Origin of the sequence: Gilliamella sp. Occ4-3 (assembly GCF_001690675.1) — a bacterium.
GTDB classification, from domain to species: domain Bacteria; phylum Pseudomonadota; class Gammaproteobacteria; order Enterobacterales; family Orbaceae; genus Gilliamella; species Gilliamella bombi.
The window spans coordinates 1-24,586 of the sequence record NZ_LZHR01000060.1; the positions used below are offsets into that span (position 1 = coordinate 1).

At 34.9% G+C, this 24,586-nt stretch carries 19 protein-coding genes, 6 tRNA genes and 1 pseudogene; 5 read left to right on the top strand and 21 right to left on the bottom strand.

Annotation, left to right across the window (positions count from 1 at the left end; translation table 11 throughout):
- Positions 1 to 631: IS3 family transposase (locus A9G44_RS06680; RefSeq protein WP_143426333.1), on the top strand; the 631-nt coding region annotated here is incomplete at its 5' end.
- A 142-nt stretch (positions 632 to 773) separates the two neighbouring features.
- Positions 774 to 1,028 (top strand): hypothetical protein, encoded by a 255-nt coding sequence (locus A9G44_RS06685; protein WP_065609955.1) that lies wholly within the window; start codon positions 774 to 776, stop codon positions 1,026 to 1,028.
- A gap of 356 nt (positions 1,029 to 1,384) precedes the next feature.
- Here A9G44_RS06685 and A9G44_RS06690 read toward each other — a convergent pair.
- The 7 genes from A9G44_RS06690 to A9G44_RS06715 form a co-directional block, all read right to left on the bottom strand.
- Positions 1,385 to 1,459, bottom strand: a tRNA-Gln gene (locus A9G44_RS06690).
- A 26-nt stretch (positions 1,460 to 1,485) separates the two neighbouring features.
- Positions 1,486 to 1,567, bottom strand: a tRNA-Leu gene (locus tag A9G44_RS13505).
- A gap of 77 nt (positions 1,568 to 1,644) precedes the next feature.
- Positions 1,645 to 1,719 (bottom strand) — tRNA-Gln (locus tag A9G44_RS06695).
- Positions 1,720 to 1,744: 25 nt separating this feature from the next.
- Positions 1,745 to 1,829: transfer RNA gene (locus A9G44_RS06700), tRNA-Leu, on the bottom strand.
- 37 nt (positions 1,830 to 1,866) lie between these two features.
- A tRNA-Met gene (locus tag A9G44_RS06705) sits at positions 1,867 to 1,943 on the bottom strand.
- A 116-nt stretch (positions 1,944 to 2,059) separates the two neighbouring features.
- Complete coding sequence (locus A9G44_RS06710) at positions 2,060 to 3,157, bottom strand: CCA tRNA nucleotidyltransferase (protein WP_065609957.1); 1,098 nt, start codon at positions 3,155 to 3,157, stop codon at positions 2,060 to 2,062.
- Positions 3,158 to 3,772, bottom strand: a complete 615-nt coding sequence (locus A9G44_RS06715) for a TIGR04211 family SH3 domain-containing protein (protein WP_065609959.1) — start codon at positions 3,770 to 3,772, stop codon at positions 3,158 to 3,160. It abuts the gene before it with no gap.
- 231 nt (positions 3,773 to 4,003) lie between these two features.
- Here A9G44_RS06715 and A9G44_RS06720 point away from each other — a divergent pair, with 231 nt between their 5' ends.
- Positions 4,004 to 6,121 (top strand): alpha-galactosidase, encoded by a 2,118-nt coding sequence (locus A9G44_RS06720; protein WP_065609961.1) that lies wholly within the window; start codon positions 4,004 to 4,006, stop codon positions 6,119 to 6,121.
- Positions 6,122 to 6,459: 338 nt separating this feature from the next.
- Positions 6,460 to 7,467, top strand: a complete 1,008-nt coding sequence (locus tag A9G44_RS06725; protein ID WP_065609962.1) for a substrate-binding domain-containing protein — start codon at positions 6,460 to 6,462, stop codon at positions 7,465 to 7,467.
- Between the two features lie 101 nt (positions 7,468 to 7,568).
- Here the strand turns inward: A9G44_RS06725 and A9G44_RS06730 are convergent, their stop codons facing one another.
- On the bottom strand, positions 7,569 to 9,287 hold the full coding sequence (locus A9G44_RS06730; RefSeq protein ID WP_218837550.1) for a carbohydrate porin: 1,719 nt from the start codon (positions 9,285 to 9,287) through the stop codon (positions 7,569 to 7,571).
- 261 nt (positions 9,288 to 9,548) lie between these two features.
- Here A9G44_RS06730 and A9G44_RS06740 point away from each other — a divergent pair.
- Positions 9,549 to 9,948 (top strand): annotated as a pseudogene (locus A9G44_RS06740) (hypothetical protein).
- An 86-nt stretch (positions 9,949 to 10,034) separates the two neighbouring features.
- Here the strand turns inward: A9G44_RS06740 and recB are convergent.
- From recB to cydH, 13 genes are all read right to left on the bottom strand, one after another.
- The gene (recB, locus tag A9G44_RS06745) at positions 10,035 to 13,511 is read right to left on the bottom strand and encodes an exodeoxyribonuclease V subunit beta (protein WP_065609968.1); all 3,477 of its coding nucleotides are present in this window, start codon (positions 13,509 to 13,511) and stop codon (positions 10,035 to 10,037) included.
- Entirely contained in the window at positions 13,490 to 13,948 is a 459-nt protein-coding gene (gene sixA, locus A9G44_RS06750; protein WP_065609970.1) for a phosphohistidine phosphatase SixA, read from the bottom strand. The genes recB and sixA overlap by 22 nt, the downstream gene beginning before the upstream one ends.
- 10 nt (positions 13,949 to 13,958) lie before the next feature.
- Positions 13,959 to 14,255 (bottom strand): YfcZ/YiiS family protein, encoded by a 297-nt coding sequence (locus tag A9G44_RS06755; RefSeq protein ID WP_034909671.1) that lies wholly within the window; start codon positions 14,253 to 14,255, stop codon positions 13,959 to 13,961.
- Positions 14,256 to 14,437: 182 nt separating this feature from the next.
- A complete protein-coding gene (locus tag A9G44_RS06760) occupies positions 14,438 to 16,204 on the bottom strand; it encodes a DEAD/DEAH family ATP-dependent RNA helicase (protein ID WP_081298286.1) in 1,767 nt (588 codons plus the stop codon).
- 340 nt (positions 16,205 to 16,544) lie between these two features.
- Entirely contained in the window at positions 16,545 to 17,405 is an 861-nt protein-coding gene (gene nlpI / locus A9G44_RS06765; protein WP_034909673.1) for a lipoprotein NlpI, read from the bottom strand.
- A 25-nt stretch (positions 17,406 to 17,430) separates the two neighbouring features.
- Positions 17,431 to 19,545, bottom strand: a complete 2,115-nt coding sequence (gene pnp, locus A9G44_RS06770) for a polyribonucleotide nucleotidyltransferase (RefSeq protein WP_065609971.1) — start codon at positions 19,543 to 19,545, stop codon at positions 17,431 to 17,433.
- 307 nt (positions 19,546 to 19,852) lie between these two features.
- Entirely contained in the window at positions 19,853 to 20,122 is a 270-nt protein-coding gene (gene rpsO / locus A9G44_RS06775) for a 30S ribosomal protein S15 (RefSeq protein WP_034909676.1), read from the bottom strand.
- 149 nt (positions 20,123 to 20,271) lie between these two features.
- The gene (locus A9G44_RS06780; protein WP_065609972.1) at positions 20,272 to 21,195 is read right to left on the bottom strand and encodes a LysR family transcriptional regulator; all 924 of its coding nucleotides are present in this window, start codon (positions 21,193 to 21,195) and stop codon (positions 20,272 to 20,274) included.
- A 243-nt stretch (positions 21,196 to 21,438) separates the two neighbouring features.
- Positions 21,439 to 22,191, bottom strand: a complete 753-nt coding sequence (locus tag A9G44_RS06785; RefSeq protein WP_065609975.1) for a TSUP family transporter — start codon at positions 22,189 to 22,191, stop codon at positions 21,439 to 21,441.
- Complete coding sequence (gene aroC / locus A9G44_RS06790) at positions 22,188 to 23,261, bottom strand: chorismate synthase (protein WP_065609977.1); 1,074 nt, start codon at positions 23,259 to 23,261, stop codon at positions 22,188 to 22,190. The genes A9G44_RS06785 and aroC overlap by 4 nt, the downstream gene beginning before the upstream one ends.
- 30 nt (positions 23,262 to 23,291) lie before the next feature.
- Positions 23,292 to 24,185, bottom strand: a complete 894-nt coding sequence (gene prmB / locus A9G44_RS06795; RefSeq protein WP_065609979.1) for a 50S ribosomal protein L3 N(5)-glutamine methyltransferase — start codon at positions 24,183 to 24,185, stop codon at positions 23,292 to 23,294.
- A 141-nt stretch (positions 24,186 to 24,326) separates the two neighbouring features.
- Positions 24,327 to 24,414: transfer RNA gene (locus tag A9G44_RS06800), tRNA-Ser, on the bottom strand.
- Between the two features lie 68 nt (positions 24,415 to 24,482).
- Positions 24,483 to 24,572: a cytochrome bd-I oxidase subunit CydH gene (gene cydH, locus A9G44_RS13280; RefSeq protein WP_141671006.1), complete on the bottom strand. Its 90-nt coding sequence runs from the start codon at positions 24,570 to 24,572 to the stop codon at positions 24,483 to 24,485.
- Between the last annotated feature and the right edge of the window lie 14 nt (positions 24,573 to 24,586).

A 24,586-nucleotide genomic window follows, 5' to 3' on the forward strand; every position in this document is an offset into this window, starting at 1 on the left:
ATGCTTTAATCGTATCAGAAAGCTCGGCTATCAATGGAACCATAAGCGTGTTTATCGGGTGTATTGTGAATTAAAGCTTAATCTCAGAGTAAAACGAAAAAAACGCATTCCTCCACGATGCCCGGAAAAGCTATTGGTGCCTAATAAACAAGGTGAATGTTGGTCAATGGATTTTATGAGTGATAGTAGCCGTAATCAACGTCGCTTTAGGACATTCAATGTTATCGATGACTTTAATCGTGAGGCGCTAGGGATTGATATTGCAGTAAGTTTACCAGCAGGAAGGATTACCCGTTACTTAGATAAACTGGCTGAATATCATGGATATCCATTAAAAATACGGGTCGATAATGGGCCAGAATTTACAGGAAAAACCTTTATAAACTGGGCTAAATCACATAATATAACCATTGATTATATCCAGCCTGGTAGCCCTTATCAAAATGGCTATATTGAACGATTTAATCGTACCTATCGTACTGAAGTACTCGATTTATATCTTTTTAACAACTTAGCACAAGCAAGGAAAATAACCGAAGAATGGCTAACGATTTATAACACCGAAAGACCGCATGAGGCATTAAATAACATGACACCGATTGAGTATAAAACACTAAAACAAGCAGCTTAATTTTCTACGTGAGTTGTGTACTAAGTTTGGGGCATTTACAATTGGATCATACGACGCAGAAAGTCGACCATTCCTTAAACAGTCTGGTGCATAACTAGCATTTTTTGCTGTACTATTTTAGGGAATAGTTACAATTGAACCAGTGATATTAGACAGCTGCTCATTATTTGATAGGAAAATAGAAAAAGGTAGTGACTGGAGAATAATCGGGCATCAAAAAAACTATGTGCCTACCGATATGGATGGTGTATATTTCACCTATATAGAAGAACCATGGTGTAAAAAGGTAGATATTTGGGAAAATGAAATCCCTATATCGGGAAAAGAAGCCGAATTTCTACCTCGTGTATTTCCATTTGGTGACTATAATATTAAAGAATTATTAAAAGATATCTGAAGCCATGCTGGGAAGGGGATGATACTTTTTCCAGCTTTTATTTATTTCAGGAGTAGTACTTATACTATACCCTGAAACCAGCACAATAATGCTGAGGTAATTAAAAATTCCCCTGAGCTTTACATAATACGGTATCTGTTTAATTCATTTCTGACTCTCCTTTTGTGTGATAAAACAACTCGAATATCAGATTAAGTGAAGTCTATTACAGTTTAAATTTACTTTAGTACTCATTACATGTAGGAAAACACAGAACTGAACTATTTATAAGATGAACTATTATTCTACCACCGTCAAGCTAATAATAAGAGATATCTTCAAATAGTTTTAGATCATAATTAATTATTTTATTTTATTGGCTGGGGTACCAGGATTCGAACCTGGGCGTGGCGGGATCAAAACCCGCTGCCTTACCGCTTGGCTATACCCCACTATAGAAAGTGAAAATCACTTTTGATACGAGCAGTGAGATTTGAACTCGCACATATTTCCAAGATAGACCTTGAATCTAGCACATCTACCAATTCCATTATGCTCACATGAAAATAGTTAATAATTAACACATCAAACATTGATATAAATCAAGAATGAAATACCAAAATTATGCATATTGGAATGGCTGGGGTACCAGGATTCGAACCTGGGCGTGGCGGGATCAAAACCCGCTGCCTTACCGCTTGGCTATACCCCAATAAAGGATAGATATTAAGATTAAATGGTGCGGGTGGAGAGACTTGAACTCACACGCCTTGCGGCGCCAGAACCTAAATCTGGTGCGTCTACCAATTTCGCCACACCCGCACTGAACACTTTCGGTAAAAGTACTACCTAATCTTAATGGTGGCTACGACGGGATTCGAACCTGTGACCCCATCATTATGAGTGATGTGCTCTAACCAGCTGAGCTACGTAGCCATTCATTCGCAACGTCGTAACCAACACTGCGAGGCGCATTATGCTAGGGTTACGCCAAATCGTCAACTATTTTTTTAAGATATTTTGAAAAAAAATGACGATTGATTAAGATGCAATCAAATCCAGTTTAATAACGCTTCGATTCGCCTTTTTTGTAACTCAAAATGAATTTGTTTTCCTGTATAACCGTCAGAAATAATTAGCTGCACACTGACGCCATTGGCGATTTTATAAGCTTCTTTTATATAATTTGCTTGTGCGAACGATATTGTTTTACTAAAAGCTTGGCTTGCAATAATTAATTGGTCAAGGTGCGAAGGGTTGCGCCATACATCAATGCTATTTAGCAAAGAAATAATTTGTTCAGCTGTCAGGATTTGCACTTGTTCAAGATTATTTCGATTCTGCTGAACCATGACGGCAACTTTAGTATAGTTGTTAGGTACTTTAATTTTTGCACATAATGCTTCGACCGCTAATTTATTAGGTAACTGTGCACACAGTACAGCAAAACGGATTGTTAAATCATCAGTTAATATAGCAGATTTTTTTAGTGCATCACTAATATTGTTTGTTAAGTCTAATGATGAAAATAATAATGGAAACGCTCCACATTGTTCTAGTACTTGAAAATAGATCTGTGGATTTGATGTCGACAATGCTTTTTCAGTTTCTTTCCACACACGTTCTGGTGTTAAGTAACTAACCTCACCGGCTAATACCATTTGTTTCATTAGATCTAGAGTTTGAGGAGCTACAGTAAAACCAAATTGATGAAAACGAGCTGCAAAACGAGCTACGCGCAAAATACGTAGAGGATCTTCTCGGAAGGCTGGCGATACATGGCGTAAGATTTTATGTTTGATGTCATCAACGCCATGATATGGATCAATTATATTGCCATCTTCGTCCATTGCAATGGCGTTAATGGTTAAATCACGGCGAATCAGATCTTGTTCTAATGTAATCTCTTTACCAAAATCACAGATAAATCCAGTATAACCTCTACCGGATTTACGCTCAGTGCGAGCCAACGTATATTCTTCTTTCGTATGAGGGTGTAAAAAAACTGGAAAGTCTTTACCGACTTGTTGATAACCTAATGCTAAAAGCTCGTCTGGCGTAGCGCCAACAACAACCCAGTCATGATCAGCAACAGGTTGGTGCAACAATTTATCGCGCACACTCCCTCCTACAAGATAGATTTTACTCATTTATCTCATCCAACGATCTTTTTTGCGTCGGCTTGGTATAATTCTTGGTAATATAAGCCCTAAAATAAGACCGCCTCCAGCAACAAGACCACCATAGGTAAACCAAGTTACAATAAGGTCACGGCGTTTATCATCAACTTGATTTAGCATTGATTCAATTCGTGAATTTTGCTCCTTAACTTGTTGTTCTAGTGCTTCATTTTTATTTTGAAGTGTTTCTATAGATTTTTCAGCCGTCTGCAACTTTTGGATATAGTCACTTAACAATTTTTGTTGATTTACCTCAGCATTATCAACTTTATCTTGATATTCTGCTAGTTTTGCTTCTAGCGCTGGAAAGCGTTCTTTATAACTAGGTTGTTCATTTAGTTTGCTTGTTTCAATCCAAGCGGTGCTACCATTATTAAGTTGAATGCGAGTAAATTTGCCATCTGCGCTTTTTTCAAGCTCAACAACTTTTTCTCCAGCTTTAACTGCATTAGAAAACGCATATTGCGAACCAGGACCTCTACGCAAATAAATATCGACATTATCAGTCACATATTTGTCTATAGCGTAACCATTAAAAGAAATCGCAAAAAACGAAAGTAGTACAATAATATTCTGTTTTTTCATATATTTCCAATAAGCATCTATAAATAGTTTCATGATAACATAAAATAATAGCAAGTCGCATATTCATTTTATAATAAATAGTTTTAAAAACTAAAATAAATATGACCTTTAATAATGAAATCGTTTACATTTTTAATGAGATCTTAATCACAAAATATGAAATTAAAAATATTATTTTATATAAATAGCTATTATTTTATATAAGTGAAATATTACAAATTTGGAGCCATTATGAATTATCGTCTTAGCAACAACAATATAGATATCCTTTTTCGCACTGAACCGTATGCCGAATTGTGTTATTTTGGTAAACGGTTACAAAATTTTCAACCTGAAATGATTGACATGCTTTATCCTGCTGTCCCTAATTCCCGTATTGATGTCAACGTTCCATTTACTCTATGCCCAGAAGAAGGTTTAGGTAATTTTAGCACACCTGGACTTGAAGGACACCGAAATGGTAAAGATTGGTCTCCCGTTTTTACAACTAAAGAGGTTAATAAAACTGACAATAACATTACCATTATTAGTGAAGATAATATTGCTAAACTTCGTTTAACCAGCCTTTTTATTTTAGATAAAAATGGTGTATTGCAGTGTCAAAATACTTTAACCAATTTAGGTGATGAACCATATCAAGTTAATCGTTTTTCTATTACGTTACCTATTCCTGAACGGGCACAAGAATTAATGGCTTTTAGTGGTCGTTGGATTAAAGAGTTTTTCCCTCATCGAACTAAAATATCACATTGTGGTTATTTACAAGAAAATCGACGAGGACGAACATCACACGAATATTTTCCTGGGATGATGGTTGGTACCGAAGGTTTTAAAGAACAAACTGGCGAAGTTTGGGGAATCCACTTGGGATGGAGTGGTAATCATCGCATTCAAGTTGCAGTTAAAAGTAACGGTAAACGTTTTATTCAAGCAGAAGCTCTGTATTATGCAGGAGAAATATCACTAGCTAAAGGTGAATCTTTAAGTACGCCTTGGTTATATGCTACCTATAGCGATGAAGGCTTAAATAAAATGAGTCAACATTTCCACCAGTTTCTACGCAGTAATATTATTAAATTCGCCAAAAATAAAGCTCGTCCTGTTCATCTTAATACGTGGGAAGGTATCTTTTTTGACCATAATCCTGATTACATTATGAAAATGGCGACTAAGGCGGCTCAAATTGGTGTTGAACGCTTTATCATTGATGACGGTTGGTTTGGTAAACGTGATGATGATTACCAAGGATTAGGTGATTGGTATTTAGATGAGCGAAAATATCCCAATGGTTTAGAACCGGTTATTAAACATGTTAAAGATCTTGGTATGGAGTTTGGTATTTGGGTTGAGCCAGAAATGATTAATAAAAACTCAGATCTTTATCGTGCCCATCCAGATTGGTTACTTGAACTACCAGGTTATCAACAACCAGAAGGTCGCCATCAGTATTTACTTGATTTACAAAACCCAGCTGTTTTTGAATATCTACTTGAAAGACTAACTTGGTTACTCAGTAGTTATGACGTTGATTATATAAAATGGGATATGAATCGTGAAATTGTTCAACCTGGTCATGAAGGTAATCCTGCTATTGTTGGTCAAACTAAAGCGCTTTACCGATTGCTTGATATTTTGCAAGAAAAATTCCCTACCGTTGAAATAGAATCTTGTTCATCAGGTGGAGGTCGAATTGATTATGAGATTTTAAAGCGTACACAACGTTTTTGGACTTCAGATTCTAACGATGCATTAGATAGACAAATAATTCAACGTGGAATGAGTTATTTCTTCCCTCCTGAAGTAATGGGTGCTCATATTGGTGGCGCATTATGTCATACTACATTCCGTGAGCTACATATGAATTTACGCGGTCTAACTGCTTTGTTTGGTCATATGGGAGTTGAGCTTGATCCAGTAAAAGTATCTGAGCAAGAACAGAAAGGTTTTGCATATTATATTAATTTACATAAACAACTCCGTCCTTTGTTACATAGCGGTAACTCTGTAAGATTAGATGTTGATGATAACCCAGCTATGCAAAGTTATGGTGTTGTTAGCCAAGACCAAAAAGAAGCTGTGTTTATTATCGCTCAACTAACATTACCAACTTACGCGTTAAGCGGTAATTTACGATTGACAGGCTTGTTGGCCGATAAACAATACCAAATTGAAGTGCTAGATATGCCTGATAATATCGATCCTAAAATAAATGGTCATGTTATGAAAGAATTACCTCAATGGATGAAGGACACAACAACGTTATCTGGTGATTGGTTAATGAATGTCGGTTTACCTTTACCAGTACTTGATCCAGCAACAGCTATATTAATAAAAGTAACTACTAAATAATGTTATTAATACTTTTAAATTAATTAGTTAGCCACTATCAGGGGATTTGCTAATCGATGTCCCCTTAATATTTAATTTTTAATGAACAATTCTAGTTTTTAATTCGCCAATGATTTCATTGGCAAAGTTTTTATTTTACCTTATTATGACAAGTTAATTCAGTCATATATCAAGAGTATTGCAAATAAATTAACTTCAAGACAGTAAAAAAGATAACCCTTTCACTTTCAGTACTTTTTGTCTTATATTATTGTTAATCTACAGAACTCTATATTGATAAGCATTAAATATTATAATTATCGATATTTTATGGATAGTAATTAATTAAAAGGTTTTTTATGGCGACAATAAAAGATGTTGCGCGTTTAGCTAAAGTTTCAGTTGCAACTGTATCTCGCGTAATTAATAACGCAAATAACGTTCGAGATAATACAAGAGATACCGTAAAAGAAGCTATGCAAAAATTAAACTACTATCCTGATGCTAATGCACGCGCTTTGTCACAACAAAATTCGAATACTATTGGTATTGTTGTAGCTGATGTATCGGATCCATTTTTTGGTGCCATGGTTAGTACCGTTGAAAAAGTTGCCTCACGAACAGGTCATTTTTTGTTGATCGGTAATGGCTATCATAATGAGCAACAAGAATATAATGCAATTACTCAATTAATTGAACATCGCTGTTCGTCGTTAGTTGTACATGCCAAAATGCTCTCTGATAGCGATCTAGAAAAATTGATGCAACAAGTACCCGGTATGGTTCTAATTAATCGTATCGTAAAAGGATTTGAAAAACGCTGTATTGCTCTTGATGACCGTTACGGCTCTTATCTTGCAGTCAAACATTTAATTCAACATGGGCATACTAGAATTGGTTATTTATGTTCAAATCATAATATTTCTGACTCATCTGATCGTTTACAAGGATATAAAGACGCATTGTTAGAACATGGTATTGATGTTAATGAAAACCTTATTGCGATTGGTTTACCTAATGAAATAGGTGGCGAACAAGCAATGATGTCATTACTTGAACGCAACTGCCATATCACCGCAATTGCTTGTTATAACGATTCAATGGCTGCCGGTGCAATGTCTGTGCTTTATGATAATGATATTAAAATTCCAAACGATATTTCGATTATTGGTTTTGATGATCTTGTTTTATCACGTTATTTACATCCTAAATTAACTACCATTCGTTATCCTTTACAGACAATGGCTGAACAAGCTGCTGAATTAGCACTAAAGCTTGCGAAAGGAGAAAGTATTCCAACAAATTTGATTAACGTCTATATACCAACCTTAACTAAGCGTTATTCAGTAGCTTTTATTAATAGTTAAAAATAAAGTAGTTATACATCAACAAAGTATCCATTTTTCATCTGAACCATATATTTTACATCTATAATATAGTTCAGATGATAAGTCTTATTTTATATCACTTAGAACCAAACTTCTGTTTGTACACCAAAACTAATTTGATGATCTTTACCATTAAAATCAAATTTACTAATATCATTTTGTAGTGCTTCTATATAAGAAACATAAAAACGAATATCAGGTCGTGAAGATAAAATACTTTTTCCGACTTTAAATGAATGGTAAAGTGTTGTTTTATATCCTTCTTCGACATAAGTTTTACTTTTAACTTTGTCTTTCTGACGAAAGTAACCTAGTTCAACACCGCTTTGATTATAAGTATCCCAGATATAAGCTGGTCTTATTGCTGATTTAAAACTTGTAAAATCGGTATGTGGAAGATTAAGATCATAAGAATAAACATCATTTCCTGAAGTTAAAGCCAAAGCATGGGCAACAATGATATTATCGCTTAAATAAGTTTCACCTTCCGATACAAAACGATAAGCTTTACCACCAGTATGTGTACCTATATAGTCATTATCCGAATTACTGGCAAACTCTGGGTTATTAGTATTAATGTTAGCCAACTGTGATGCAACAGAATTGGTTGCTGTCTGTAATGTAAACTGATTAAATCCGCCAAAAAATTCATTTTGACGCAAAACAAGGCTACCAAGCCAAGCATTTTTAACAGATATACTATTTTGAATTTTAGATTTATTTGGTGCTGAATAACGAGCATTTAAACCAAGCGTTGCATTTTGCCATAATGGGATATCACGATAGCGAATTTCTAGTTCGTTTAAATCAACTTCTTCCTTTTTGTATTGGTCAATTTTATTTACTTTACTATCATCAGTACTAATTATTTCTTTTTTATTTTTCACATTTACATCTGCTCTAACTAATGATAAATCAAGAGCACCGACACCGACTTTAAGATTTTCAATACCAATACCTCCACCTGCTGGCGTTTTTTGTGTTTTCCAATCAAGCATTTGTATTTCATTATAAGGCAAAGAATGTTTACCCACCCATAATTTCGCATCAGGGAAACGTGGCACAAATCCTTTTGTTTCTAAATATATATCTGAAAATTGCATAATATTGTCATCTTGCGTATTAAATAAACCCGCAGCTTTATTTGTTGCCACGTTTCCATCAATCATAACAATTGCATCAACTCGCCTTCCATCTTGATCATAGACTTTTTGCTTAAAGATAAGATCATACCAACCACCATATTCATTACCAAATCGACCTAATGCACCTTCAGCATAATTTTTAGGTTTACCATTGCTTGAAGTTGACCAACCACCACGGAAGTAACCATTATAAGAAAATCCTATTTCTTCTTTAATATAATCTTTAAATTCAGCTAAAGTAAATGAAGTCTTTTCTGGATGATTGCTGTCTTGCATAGTATCGGTTTTTGGTGTACTAACTAGTAAAATTTGATTATTATTTGCTTGTACAGGATTAACTGGAGGCTGTTGCTTTGTAATTGCTACATTTTGACTATTTTTAAGCGCTTTTTTCTGATTATTTATAATAATTTGTTGTTTTTGAAGATTATTATTTAATTTAGCAAGTTGCTTATTAGAATCAATCACTTGCTTTTTCAAATCATTAGACTCTTGACTAAGAACTAATAACTTTTGCTCTAATAACGCAATTCTTGCTTCTAGCTCATCTTGAGTCGCTGCCATCGCATTGGGTAAATAACACAAACCTAGCATAGTCATTAAAACAACTCGTTTTGGTTTGATTTTATATACTATTTTTTTTGAAAATTTCATTTCTTTTCCCCCCCTTAAACTTATTATTAAAAAATAATTAAAAATCTTTTAAATTTCAGACAAAAAAAAACCTAAAAAATAGTCATAACTATTTTTTAGGTTTTGCCCGCTATAAATCGGTAACAATCCAATACCTTTTACTAGGTAGTTTAAATATAACCAATAAAAGCGACTATTCAAAAACTAAACACTAATATTGTGATAGATATCACATTAAAAATTATCATTTTATATACAGTATTAATCGGTTTATGTTATCAAATGAAACAGATTCCTAAAAAAGTAAAATGGCTTGGCTTAGGACCTCATGAAAATTATCCTGATCGAAAAACATCAGCTATTTTTGGTGATTGGTCGTTACCTTTTGCAGAACTTTATTTATCCATGTGAAAATGGATTGCGTTGCGAGGTTAAAAGATTGCAACTTAATGAGATGATCATAACTGGACATCAGTTTAAATTTAACGTTAATCAATATGGGACAGAGCAATTAATAGAAAAAACTCATCGTCATTTATTAGAACCTAGGTCATGCGCTTATATAAGTATTGATGCTTATCATATGGGAATTGGTAGAGATGATTCTTGGACACCAAATGTACATCATGAATTCTTACTGACAGATAAACACTATAGCTATCAGCTTATGTTTAAATGTTAAATAAGCCATCTAAAAATATGGCACCGTTTTGGGTGCCTTATTTTTATTCAATTGTATTTTTCGATATGGTTATTTCTTAATAATTGTTATATTCCATTTAACATTTCACCATCAAACAGCTTATCAAGTTCTTCGATAAATTCTTGCTGAGGTAGGTGATAAAAAATGCCTTGCTCGGGCATTCCTCGTAAAAAGAGATAGTATACCCCTCCAAAATGCGTTTGGTATTGGTAATTAGACAAACGTCCTTTTAAAAAACGATGCAATGCTAAACAGTAAAGTTGATATTGTAGGTCATAGCGATGATCGCACATCACTTTTTCAAGTGCTTCTTGGCTATAAGCATCAACACATTCACCTAACCAATTAGATTTATAATCAACCACATAATATTTCCCTTCAAATTTGAAGACTAAATCGATAAAGCCTCTTAGCATACCTTGTACCGACTCAAAATCTAATTCGGGACATAATCTTGATAAATGATCATATTGTTTACACAAACTATCTAATTGCTGACTAGTGACTGTTTTGCGTATAGGGAGATAGAATTGCAATTCGTTAATATGTTGCCCCATTAACACTTGCGATAATATTAAATTTGGATCATGCAGTTTTGTAGTCAATATCTGTTGCATCCAATTTGTTACTACGCTATTCCACTCTGTTTCTAAATTGAGCTTTTTTACCATCTGATTACATAATTCAACAAGATTATCTGATGTGATATCTTCCATAATGCTGTGCATTAATGTACCGACATATGCTCCTTTAGGAAAATGGTGGATATCATATTGTGTGTCGTTTGATTGTACTTTATCGGATTCGTATGGGGATTCGTCCCAGTCATTAATAAGATCAGGCTTATAAGCCAATACATTATGATTATGCTTTTGTAATTCAGTATAACTTGTGACCCGCCAACTGTCTGAGATATTACGCGAAAATACGTTAGCCGATAATGATTGATTTGGCAAAATTGGCGGAATATACTGTTCGCTCTCTATTGGTAATTGGATATCAATTAAATTAGCTATATTGGCAATTGATCTTAATTCACTTTTTAATAAATGATTAATAGCCGATTGGCTTTTTTTCAATGAAGCAAGTCCAATACTACAATGATAAACCGAGCGAGTCATTGCAACATATAATAGCCGCAAATCTTCAGCAAGTCGCTCTTTTTCTATCTGCTCTTTAATCTCATCAGACTGTAACCATGCATAAGTTGGCTGATAGTCATTATTTTTATCATGATAAAATTGGCTATCGGATGCACGATATATTGAAATAAATGGTAACCAAACAATCGGAAACTCTAATCCCTTTGATTTATGAATAGTAATAATCTTGACAAGGTTTTCATCACTTTCAAGGCGTTGCTGATGATTTTCTAAATTTGGATCTGGGTTAACAATTTGTTTTGTCAACCACCGAATTAAGGCGTGTGGACCATCTAACTCATTTGATGTTTCTTGAAGTAATTCACCTAAATGCATTAAGTTAGTTAATGTTCGTTCACCATCTTGGCGAGCTAAGATGTTTTCAGCTAGATGCCGTTTTTTCATCATTCGGCGTAACATAACCAATACACCATAATATTGCCAAATTGCTTGATATTGTTTGAATTCTTCGATCAAACTTTCCCATTTATCTTGATCGTCAGTGATTTGTTCAAGGTCTGTCATGGTTTGACCTAATAGCGATGTCATTAATGCTAGCTTGAGCATTGTTTCGTTTTCTGGCATTAAAACAGCTTGCAATAGGCTCAATACATCTTTTGCTTCATTTGAAGAAAACACACTACTATTGTTTGACAAGTAGACACTTTTAACACCGCAATGAGTCAATTTTTGTTGGATAACTTCGGCTTCACGCCCATTACGCACTAAGATTGCAATGTCAGCTGTAGTCACTGGACGTTGTTCGTTTTCGCTATCAATTAACATTGACGAATTAGACAGTAAAGTCACTATTTGAGTAGCACAACAACTAGCCATGTGTTCTTGATAATCTGAATTAGTTGCAATATCATCAGGCAGTAAGTAAGCAGATAATGCCGATACTTCTTGGTTGTTAACTTGCAAAGACTTTTGCTGATTCCGTTTTGCCGCTTCCATGGGTAAAAAAGGAATATCATTAAATATAAATGGATTATCGCAATTAGAAAATAATTGGTTAACAGCTTTGACCATCGAAGCAGATGAACGATGGTTTACATCCATGGTAAAAGAATTTTCCCCTGTCGATTGTTTAGCTTTTAAGTAAGTGAATATATCTGCACCTCGAAAGCTGTAAATTGCTTGTTTTGGATCACCAATAAATAATAGACCTCGATCTAACTTTTTCCTGTCATAAATACGATCAAAAATTTGATACTGAGCAGGATCGGTATCCTGGAACTCATCAATTAAAGCAACACAATATTTTGAGGCTATACTTTGCGCCAATCGATCTCCTGCTTTTGCTTTTAGTGCACGATTTAGTTGCCAAATAAGATCGTCAAAGCTCATCTCGCCATTTTTGATTTTTTCGTTATAGAGCCCTTTTTGAATTACACTGACGATATCCATTAAGATTTGGCTTCGTAGATCAAAAGGTTGTTTATATAGATCGTCAATTTGTTCAAAAAACGGATGATATGGAACACTTTTTCCTTCTTTCGTCTTTTCGATTAAAACTGATTGCTTAAATTTTTCAAGTTCGTTAGGTAATTCAAACGTTCGAGTTTCGCTGTTAGCCCATGCCGATACTTTAATTACCCAATTGGGTAGATTTCGACTACTATATGATTGTTTGCTGACACCTGATTGTATAATGATTTCAACTAATTTTTCAGACAAAGTTAACCAAGATTTTTTAATATTTTCAATTTTTTCATAACTTTGTTGGTAAAAAAACTTTATTGTTGTACTTATATCTAGGTTTACCTTGCCAGCATTGTTGAAATCTAACCCTAAATAAGGGGTGATGTCTTTTAGCAATGCCGTTGGATCTTGCCATGTAGCAAGCACTAAATAAGCAAGTGGTTTATCAAGTGGTGTAAAATAGTGACGCCAAAAATCTTGGGTTACTCTTAATTTTAATTCATATTCATCAGAAATTAGCTTTTGCTCAAATAAAACACCCGATTCAAATGCATGGCTAGTTAGTATTCGTTGGCAAAAACTATGTATAGTATAAATAGCCGCATCATCCATTGACTGTTGAGCAATAGTAAGTTGCTGTACTGCAAATTTTCTATCATCAATTAATTCAATGAGTTGTTGATAAATAGGATCTTTATGATGTCCTTGTAATAGGCCTATTCGCAGTTCTTGAATATTTTGCCTTATCCTCGATCGAAGTTCTTGAGTTGCCGCTTTGGTAAAAGTCACAACCAGAATTTCGTTAACATTTAAAGGCCTTGGGTAACTATTTTGACCAATGCCCAATAATAATCTTAAGTAAATAAAGGCAAGAGAATAAGTTTTACCAGTTCCAGCCGATGCTTCAATTAAAGTTCGACCAGTTAGAGGTAAATCAAAAAGATTAAGTTTTTTTACTCCGCTTGATGATACCATTCAAGATTTCCTGCAGAGTTTGGTAATAAACTAATACAAGCTATTGCGGCAGTAGAAAACATAGGAGGAGCAACTTGCGGACATAGTTCATTAACTAAATATCCCACCAATGGCAAATGAGATACAATAATCACATTTTCAACCCCATCATTTAACAATATTGCTAATACGTCAGCAATATGAGATGGGCTACCACCAGGCACTAAAAATTGATTAATTTCAACTTTTGCAACACTAACGTGTGATGATAATTCTGTTAATGTTTGTTGAGCTCGCAAATAAGGGCTAACCAAACCAATTTCAAATTGAAAATTTTGCTGTTTAAGCCATTTGCCAGCTTGATTTGACTGATTAATGCCATAATTTGTTAATGTTCTACTGGAATCCGATGAAGCAGAAAACCCTGCTTCACCATGTCTCATAATACAAACTTTCATCAATATTCAATTAACGTAATTTTAATTGGAAAATCATGCATTCTGCACCACAACAAAAGGTAAATTTTGCTGATAATTTAAAGCCATCGCTTATTTTATCAATATTGCTATTAATTTCACACGGCTCTGTTGCGACATCATTTGCAGCTTGAGTTAAAGATGCTAACTTAGCTTGAGCTTCTGATTCTGTCGCAAAGATGTGTTCATATTCAGCGCTACAGTCTTCATTATCAATTATTGTACCAACATCCACACAACAACATGCTGGAGTTTCGTTTGCTTTGCATTTGTTTAAAGAATCTGCCATGCTTACCTCTAATTAACTGTTAATATTTGTAATAGTATACTCTTAATCATAACTTAGGGCAAAGCGCTAACTCTATTTTGTTATCTAGCTGAATATGATGCTGTATGTGACTACTAAACTATGTTGTTAGTTGAGATAAAAGGGATTAAAGATACCTCTGCCATTTGGCAGAGGTCAATACATTAGAATTTAGGCGCTGTTGGGCGACTACGCTTTTTTGCAAACGGTTTATCAGATGTATCTGATTTACTGTTTTTACGAGCTCGTTTAGTATCAGACGCTGCTCCACTGATTAAGCTCATTTTCATTGGTTGATTAAGTACTCTTACTTTTTCAAAATGTTTTAGTATGTCTTTTGGCATACCTTTTGGTAATTCAACTGTCGAATAAGTATCATAAAGCTTGATATTACCAATGTAACGACTGCTAATATCAGCTTCATTAGCAATTGCCCCCACAATATGACGAACTTCAATACCGTTCTCTTTACCAACTTCAATACGATACATATCCATATCACCAACATCCCGTCGTTCTCGACGTTTTGGGGATTCACGATTATCACCTCGTAAACGGCGTTCACCGCCACGATTATCCCGATCTCGCATTTCACGCGATGGTTTAAACACTGGATCTGGTGGCAAAATTAAAGGGCGTTCCCCTTGTGCTAATTTTAATAAAGCGGTTGCAATCGTTTCAAGATCGGCTCCACTATCAGCTTGTATTTGTGCTAATAACTTTTGGTACTCATCTAAATCACTACTCTCAAGCTGTTTCTGGACTTGCTCAGTAAATTTAGCTAAACGACGCTGTTCAAGTAGCTCTTTTGATGGCAACCCAACTTCTGGAATTGTTTTTTTGATAGTTTGCTCTATATTCTTAAGTAAACGACGTTCGCGGCTATCAACAAATAAAATAGCACGACCAGCACGACCAGCGCGACCCGTTCGTCCAATACGATGAACATAAGATTCAGAATCTAACGTGATATCATAATTGATAACTAAGCTAATACGCTCAACATCCAAACCACGAGCAGCAACATCGGTTGCGATTAATATATCTAAACGACCATTACGTAAACGATCTAATGTTTGTTCACGCAATTGTTGTGTCATATCACCATTTAATGCAGCACAACTATAACCGTGCTTTTCAAGCACTTCCGCCACATCTAAAGTAGCTGATTTTGTTCGAACAAAAATAATAGCCGCATCAAAATCTTCTGCTTCTAGAAAGCGAACGATAGCTTCGTTTTTACGCATACCCCGAACAAGCCAATAACTTTGGTCAATATCAGGTGCCGTTTGATTGGTACCTTTGATCTGAACTTCTTTAGGATTTTGCATAAATCGTTTAGTAATACGACGAATTGGTGCTGGCATTGTTGCCGAAAATAAAGCTGTTTGATGATCATCTGGAATCGTTGTCATAATGCTTTCAACATCATCAATAAAGCCCATTCTTAACATTTCATCTGCTTCATCAAGTACTAATCCCTTAAGATTAGAGAGATCTAAGGTTTTACGATTTAAGTGATCAAGCAAACGTCCTGGTGTACCAACTACAATTTGAGGGCCTTGTTTTAAAGCACGTAATTGAACGTCATAGCGTTGTCCACCATATAAAGCGAGTACTTTAACCCCTTTCATATATTTTGAATATTCAGAGCAAGCATCAGCAACTTGTATAGCCAATTCACGTGTAGGAGCTAATACTAAAAGTTGTGGTGCTTTTAAGTTTGCGTCAATATTCATTAAGAAAGGGATTGAAAACGCAGCAGTTTTGCCACTACCTGTCTGTGCCATACCCAATACATCATTCCCCTCTAATAATAGAGGAATACATTCAGATTGGATTGGTGATGGTTTGCTAAAACCAAGATCATTTAATGCGTTAAGAATATCCTCGGATAAACCAAGATCAATAAAAGAAACTTCTTTTGTCATGTAAACTCGCTTATAAATTTTGAATATATAAACTCACTTATTTAGTAAAAATCCTGATAATTATTAACTAATATCATATAAGTTTTATCTTATTTTTTTAAACCAAATAAAGAAAGCAGATATAAATTTATGCCAGCTCACTAAATTGAAAATTTACAACTCACCCCAATAACTAACTGCCTATGTTAACTCAACAAATCGAATCTAAAAAATACACTAAGATTAATTAATATATCTAAGATAAAGCTAACCACATTATCTAATGTTGAGAACATATTATTTGGCAAATCAGAACTACGCTATAACAATATTTTCACTTTTAAAACTGGCATGACCCTTGTTACTCTTCTTTTTCTTCAAGTAACTTCATTTCATAAAGTGCCTGTTGATGTTCAACATAGTTATAAATATTATTGGCTAAAGCATATTTAAATAACATTTTGGCACGTTCGTTGTCACCTTTACTTTGATAATATTTACCTAAGTAAAAGTAGGCTTCACAAAGGCGTTCGGCTAATTGTCGATTATTCTCTACACCTTGTTGAAGGTTCTGCATTAATTTAGATTCGTTAATTTTACCTAAATAAAATGCAATAATATTGCCACTATAACTCGTTTTATCATTAATCAGATCATAACGTTTTTGTAGCTCAATTTTGGCGGCTTTATTATCATTTTCTTTTTCAATCAAATAAAGCCATAGAATTCTAATAGGTTCATTCACATCATACTGATAAAATCGTAATGCATCACGCTCTGCGGCTTGATAATGGCCTGTACGATACAACGTAATAGCACGATTCAAATACGCATAAGTATAAGCGGGATCAAGCTCTAATGTAGTATTAAATGACATCAAAGCTGTATCAAAATCACCATCTCTTAATGCATAAGTTCCTAGAAAGTTGTAAATGTCAGGAACTTCAGGATTTAAGCTCAACAAATAGGAAAAATCGCTTTGAGCAAAGGCTTTAAAACCCAATGAATCATAGGCAATACCTCGCTCAAATATGAGTTGCATTCGCGTTCCAGTATCAAGGCCTTTTTGTGATAGCTGTTGGCTGAGCTGAGCAATTTTTAACTCATCATCATATGAAACTTGCTCAGGAACAGCTAACAAAGGTTGAGAATTAGAACAACCTGACAAAAGAATAACAGCTAGCAAAATGCAGCATACAGTTCTCAGGTTGAATAATCCCATTTTTATCCCCTAATGAATAATAATTTTATTCTGCTGTTGAAGTAACGTCTGCTGTAGGTTCGACAGCATCTTTCATACTCAAACGGATTCTACCTTGGCGATCAATTTCTAGTACTTTAACATTTACTTCTTGACCTACTTTTAGATAATCAGCCACTTTTTCTACTCGATGATCGGCAATTTGAGATACATGAACAAGTCCTTCTTTACCACCAATAACCGATACGAAAGCACCAAAATCTACGATTCTTGTCACTTTACCTGTATAAATTTTACCAATTTCGACATCAGCAACTAAGTTAGTAATACGTGCCATGGCATCTTTGGCTTTATTACCATCTGAAGCTGCAATCTTAACGGTACCATCATCAGTAATTTCAATAGTTGTTCCTGTTTCTTCAGTTAAAGCCCGAATTGTTGCGCCACCTTTACCGATAATATCGCGAATTTTGTCAGGATTTACATTCATTGTATAAATACGTGGTGCAAATTCTGAAATTTCTTGGCGAGGCTTATTAATTGCTTGTTCCATTACACCTAAAATATGTAAACGAGCACCTTTAGCTTGATTAAGTGCTACTTGCATAATTTCTTTGGTTATACCTTCAATTTTGATATCCATTTGCAATGCACTTACACCTTCGCGTGTACCTGCTACTTTAAAGTCCATATCACCAAGGTGGTCTTCGTCACCAAGAATATCTGATAATACGACAAACTGATCACCTTCTTTTACTAATCCCATTGCAATACCAGCAACAGATGATTTGATTGGTACTCCTGCATCCATAAGAGCAAGTGAAGCACCACAAACAGAAGCCATTGAAGATGAACCATTTGACTCAGTAATTTCAGACACTACTCGAACAGTATATGGAAATTCTTCACGGCTTGGCATTACCGCCGCAACACCTCGTTTAGCTAGGCGACCATGACCAATTTCTCGGCGTTTTGGTGAGCCAACCATACCTGTTTCGCCAACAGAGTATGGAGGAAAATTGTAATGAAGTAAGAACCGTTCAGTATATTCACCAGTTAACTCATCAATGATTTGTGCGTCACGCTCTGTACCTAATGTTGCAGTAACTAGTGCCTGAGTTTCACCACGTGTAAACAGTGCACTACCATGAGTTCTTGGTAAGACATTAGTACGGATATCAAGTGCACGAATCATATCTTTTTCACGACCATCAATACGCGGTTCACCAGCAATAACACGCTTACGAACAATTTGACTTTCCAACTCAACAATAATATTAATCACTTCGTTTTCATCGAGTTCGTCATTTTGCTCTTTTAGTACAGCTAAAACTTCTTCTTTAATTAAATCAATTTGAGCATAACGTGCTTGTTTTTCAGTAATACGATAAGCTTCGCCCAAACGATCTTTAGCTAGTTCAACAATGGCGTTATATAGCACTTCATTTTTAGCCGGTGCTACCCAATCCCATTTTTCACAATTGGCTTTTTCTACAAATTCGTTAATATTATCAATAACAACTTGTTGTTGTTCATGGCCAAATACCACCGCTGCTAACATTTGATCTTCAGTGAGTAAATCAGCTTCAGATTCAACCATTAATACTGCACTTTTTGTGCCCGCAACAACTAAGTCTAGACGACTGGCTGTAAGCTCTTTTACTGATGGATTTAATACAAATTCATTATTAATAAAGCCAACACGTGCAGCACCAATAGGGCCGTGGAATGGAACACCTGATAAGCAAAGTGCAGCAGAAGCACCAATCATTGCAACTAGGTCAGGACTCACTTCGGGATTAACTGAAACAACGGTTGCAATAATTTGGATTTCATTAACAAATCCTTCAGGAAATAATGGACGAAGCGGGCGGTCGATTAAACGTGCAATTAGAGTTTCACCTTCACTTGGACGACCTTCACGTTTAAAGAATCCTCCAGGAATACGCCCTGCAGCATAAGTACGTTCTTGGTAATTAACTGTTAATGGGAAGAAGTCTTGACCTTCTTTTACTTTTTTATTTGCAACAACCGTGACAAATACAGCGGTATCATCCATATTAACCATAACAGCTGCGGTTGCTTGACGAGCCATAATACCAGTTTCTAAAGTCACAGTATGACGACCATATTGAAATTTTTGACATGTCGGATTAAACAAAATAATGTCCTCTTGTTATCTGTTATGTTGAAGTTTGATATTTCGACAGGACGCAACATTACGCTACGCTTATTGATACTCTCTTCAACAATGTGGGGATATATACAACAAAAAGATTATTTCACTGTCACGACTAATGACAAATCTATAAATTATAGAGCTCTCATTAGTCGCGCGAAACATGAGATATAATCTTTACTTTGTTGGCTTACTTAAAATAATAACTTTTAATGCTCAATATTATATCAGAGCATCGATTTTTCACAACGAAAAAGAGGCCTAAGCCTCTTTTCAAGTAGATTGTCAATTAGCGACGTAAACCTAGTTTTTTAATCAATTGGTTATAACGTTCAATATCTTTACGACGTAAATAATCTAATAATTTACGACGGCTAGACACCATACGTAATAGACCGCGACGGCTATGGTGATCTTTTTTATGCTCAGAAAAATGACCTTGTAAATCATTAATACGTGCAGTTAAAAGAGCAACTTGAACCTCTGTTGAACCAGTGTCGTTAGTGCCACGACCATATTCGGCAACGATTTTCGCTTTAGCTTCTACAGTTAGAGACATAATAAACCTCTTAAAATAAATATAAAAAATGGAATGACCGATCTCTAATTCAGACATTCCTCGGTATCCATATAGTGAATATATGAGTTATGTAATTATACTTAAATTTATAAAAATAGCAATTTGATTTATTTAGTTAACAGCAGTATTTACTTAAGCTCAAAACCATACTCTTCTTGAATTAGTTTTTTTAGCGCCTCAATATAATTTTGAGCAGATAAGCTTAGTTGAGCCTTTTGTGATGTAATCCAACCTATTAGAATTTTTTCTTCTACATCTAACGGTATTGATAAAATATCAGATCCGTTTAAGTCTGCACTTAAAACCCCTGTGCTAATGGTATAACCATTAAGTCCATGCAATAAGTTAAATAAGGTTGCTCTATCACTGACGTGTATACTCTTTTTATGATAAACCGTACTTAAAATTTCTTCAGAAAAATAAAATGAGTTATATTCTCCCTGCTCAAAAGAGAGATAAGGGTAATCCTCTAAATCATCTAAAGTTAATAACTTCATGGATGATAATGGATGATGAGTACTAATAAATACATGAGGATTAGCTTCAAAAAGTGGATTAAAGGTTAATCTATGTTCTTTCAGTAACCGTAAAATCACTTTTTGATTAAAATCATTCAAATACAAGATACCAACTTCACTACGTAAATTAGCAACATCGGTGATGATATCATGTGTTTTAGTTTCCCGAAGCGTAAACTCATACTCATCTGTTTGATTATTTTTAATTAAATTAACAAAAGCATTAACCGCAAAAGCGTAATGCTGAGTAGATATACTACATAACTGCTTAGAGGGTTCTTTTTTTGAGTAGTGCTGTTCCAATAGCTCAGCTTGATCTAGAACTTGTTTGGCATAACCTAAAAACTCAACGCCATCAGGTGAAAGTGAAACTCCTTTAGAACTGCGCACAAAAATCTCAATACCAAATTCAGCTTCTAGATCTTTCACCGCTGTTGATAAGCTTGGCTGAGTAATATATAAATTCTTAGCGGCTTCATTTATTGAGCCAGAACGTGCAATTTCTAAAATATAACGCAATTGTTGAAGTTTCATAATATCGGTTGACGTGTTAACACAAACTATCTTATATAACACAAATATATACTAAATAATATTTAAGTGAAGTAAATACTTATTGCTATTTTATACTCAAACATATAGTTACCTGAAAGTTTTTGACAAAAAATTTAATATAAATGAATTATGAAAAGTACAAATGAGAAGCAGTAGGATTGATAATAAAATTACTTTAGATATTTTAGGTAAAAAAATGTGAATTATCTGGCTTATAAGTATCTAAAAAAAGTTTTCGTAAATTAATTTTATACTCATAAGGGTCGAAACAGTAATTAACATTGGTCGAATTAATTTACGACCTTTGGCGATGACCATTTTAGCTCCAAGCCTTGCTCCTATAAATTGACCAACTAGCATAACCAATCCAATTGACCATATTACTTCTCCCCCTATAATAAAAAACAGCAAGCCGGCCAAATTTGAGGTAAAGTTTAGTACTTTGGTATGTGCAGTCGCTTTAGTTAAATTAAAACCTGCTAACGTGATATAAGCTAACGCATAAAATGAACCAGCACCAGGACCAAAAAAACCATCATAAAAACCTATACCAAAGGCAGGAATTAATGCGAATTGAATAAATGAAAGGCAACTGTTACGGTCGTTTTCTCCAATAGTTGGAGAAAGTAAAAAATAAAAACCAACACTAATAGTTAAAATAGGTAATAATAATTTTAAAAAATCAGCTTGGATACGCATCACCGATAATGTACCAATTGCTGAACCAACAAAAGCAAAAACGATTGCCCATTTTTGTTGTTTCAAATCCACCATATGCTGCCGAATAAAATATAGGCTAGCAGAAAACGAACCACCGCAACTTTGCAATTTATTGGTTGCCAATGCACTAGCTGGTGGTAGTCCAACAGCAAGCAATGCAGGGACAGTTAATAAACCACCTCCGCCAGCAATGGAGTCAATAAAACCGGCCAAAGCAGCAATCAGAAAAAGTAAAATAAGCAGATCATAACTCATAATTTATTGACATCACCACATTGAGCCCGATAACGAAGGTAGTGATCCATCAGCACAATAGCAACCATTGCTTCAGCAATTGGTACAGCTCGAATGCCAACACATGGATCATGTCGACCATGTGTAGATACTTCAACGCTTTCACCCAAAATATTAACTGATTGACCAGGAATTTCTATACTAGGTGTGGGTTTAAGTGCTATGCTGGCTGATATGGTTTGTCCTGAACTAATACCACCTAAAATCCCACCAGCATGATTGGATAAAAAGCCCTTAGGTGTTATTTCATCACGATTTTCGCTACCACGTTTATTAACAACAGCAAAACCATCACCAATTTCTACACCTTTCACAGCATTAATACTCATTAGTGCATGCGCAAGATCAGCATCTAGTTTATCAAATACAGGTTCGCCAAGTCCTACTGGAATATTCTCAGCAACAATGCAAACTTTCGCACCTATTGAGTCACCCTCTTTTTTTAGTGACCGAAGCAACTGTTCAAGCGCATCTAATTTACTTTCATCTGCACAAAAAAATGGATTGCGTTCAACTTGTTGCCAGTCTTTCAATTCACAATTTACATCGCCCATTTGAGCCAAATAACCACGAATAGTAATGCCAAGCTTTTCATGTAGATATTTTTTTGCAATAGCGCCGGCAGCAACTCTCATAGCCGTTTCACGAGCAGAGGAGCGACCGCCACCACGATAATCTCGTATACCATATTTATTTTGATAAGTGTAATCTGCATGGCTTGGTCTGAAGATATCTTTAATTTTACTATAATCTTGAGAACGTTGATCGGTATTTTCAATAAGTAAACCAATACTCGTCCCTGTTGTAACTCCTTCAAATACGCCTGACAAAATTTTAACTTGATCAGCTTCTCGGCGTTGAGTTGTATAACGAGATGAGCCAGGTCTACGACGTTCAAGATCAATTTGCATGTCTGATTCTGTTAACGCAAGTCCAGGAGGAACACCATCGACAACACACCCTAATGCTACACCGTGTGATTCACCAAATGTGGTTACTTTGAATAATTTTCCGATTGAGTTTCCAGCCATAATAAATTTATTCCAATGATTAAAAACAGCTTATTTAAAACAATAATGATATTGGATCAGTTCTTCACGTGTGATAGAAAACACACCCAACCCACCACGTTCAAATTCTATCCAATTAAAAGGGACATCGAGATATTGTTGTTGTAAGCTAACCCAACTATTACCAACTTCACAAACTAATACTCCTTCTGGTGTTAAATAATTTATCGCATCTCGTAAAATTTTTTTTACCAGATCTAAACCATCAAAGCCTGCTTCTAATGCTAATTTAGGTTCATATAAAAACTCGTCTGGCAAATCACTCATATCTTCACTATCAACATAAGGCGGATTAGTGACAATCAGATCGTATTGTTTTTCTGGCACATCATCAAATAGATCTGACAAAATAGGAGTAACTTGAAAATCCATTTCGTGCATTTCAATATTTGTTTTGGCGATATCTAATGCTTCTAAGGAAATATCAGTTATATCAACTTGAGCATCAGCAAACTCATAAGCACAAGCAATCCCTATACAGCCACTACCAGTACATAGATCTAAAATATTTTTAGGTTCAGTTAATATTATTTGCTCAAAATGGTTATCAATTAGTTCACCAATAGGAGAACGAGGAATTAATACACGTTCATCAACATAAAAAGCATGTCCACAAAACCAAGCTTGGTTAGTTAAATAAGGGGTTGGTACACGATCTTTTATTCGCTTTTGAATAATATCAATAATTTGATTTTTTTCATCATTAGTTAGATTTGCGGAATAAAATTCTTCAGGAATAAACAACGATAATCCTAACGTTGCTAAAACTAATTGTTTAGACTCATCAATAGGATTATCTGTACCATGACCTAAAAAGACATCTGATAGACTAAGTTGTGATGCTGTCCAGCGTATAAAGTCTTGAACTGTGCGTAAGTTTTCCATAATAACTCCAAATGATTTAGGAGAGGAAGGTGTTGTTTGTCATTTTAAATAACAACTATAAATTACGAACTATTAAAATAATCTAGATAGCTAGTTTTATAGCGTTATGAACTAATGGTCCCATCTTTTAATGACTCAATATGGCGGTGAGGAAGGGATTCGAACCCTTGATACGTTGCCGTATACACACTTTCCAGGCGTGCTCCTTCAACCACTCGGACACCTCACCTCATTAGAACCCACTTTTCAAAAGTAGGTTGCATACTATAATGATCACCAACTAATTAATCAAGCTTTTTAATTCACACAAACAATAAAACCAAATGTTGCCAAAACAGCTAACACAGCAATAGTTGTGATTAAAGCATATTTTAAATTTGAATCCATTATGTTATCTCCAA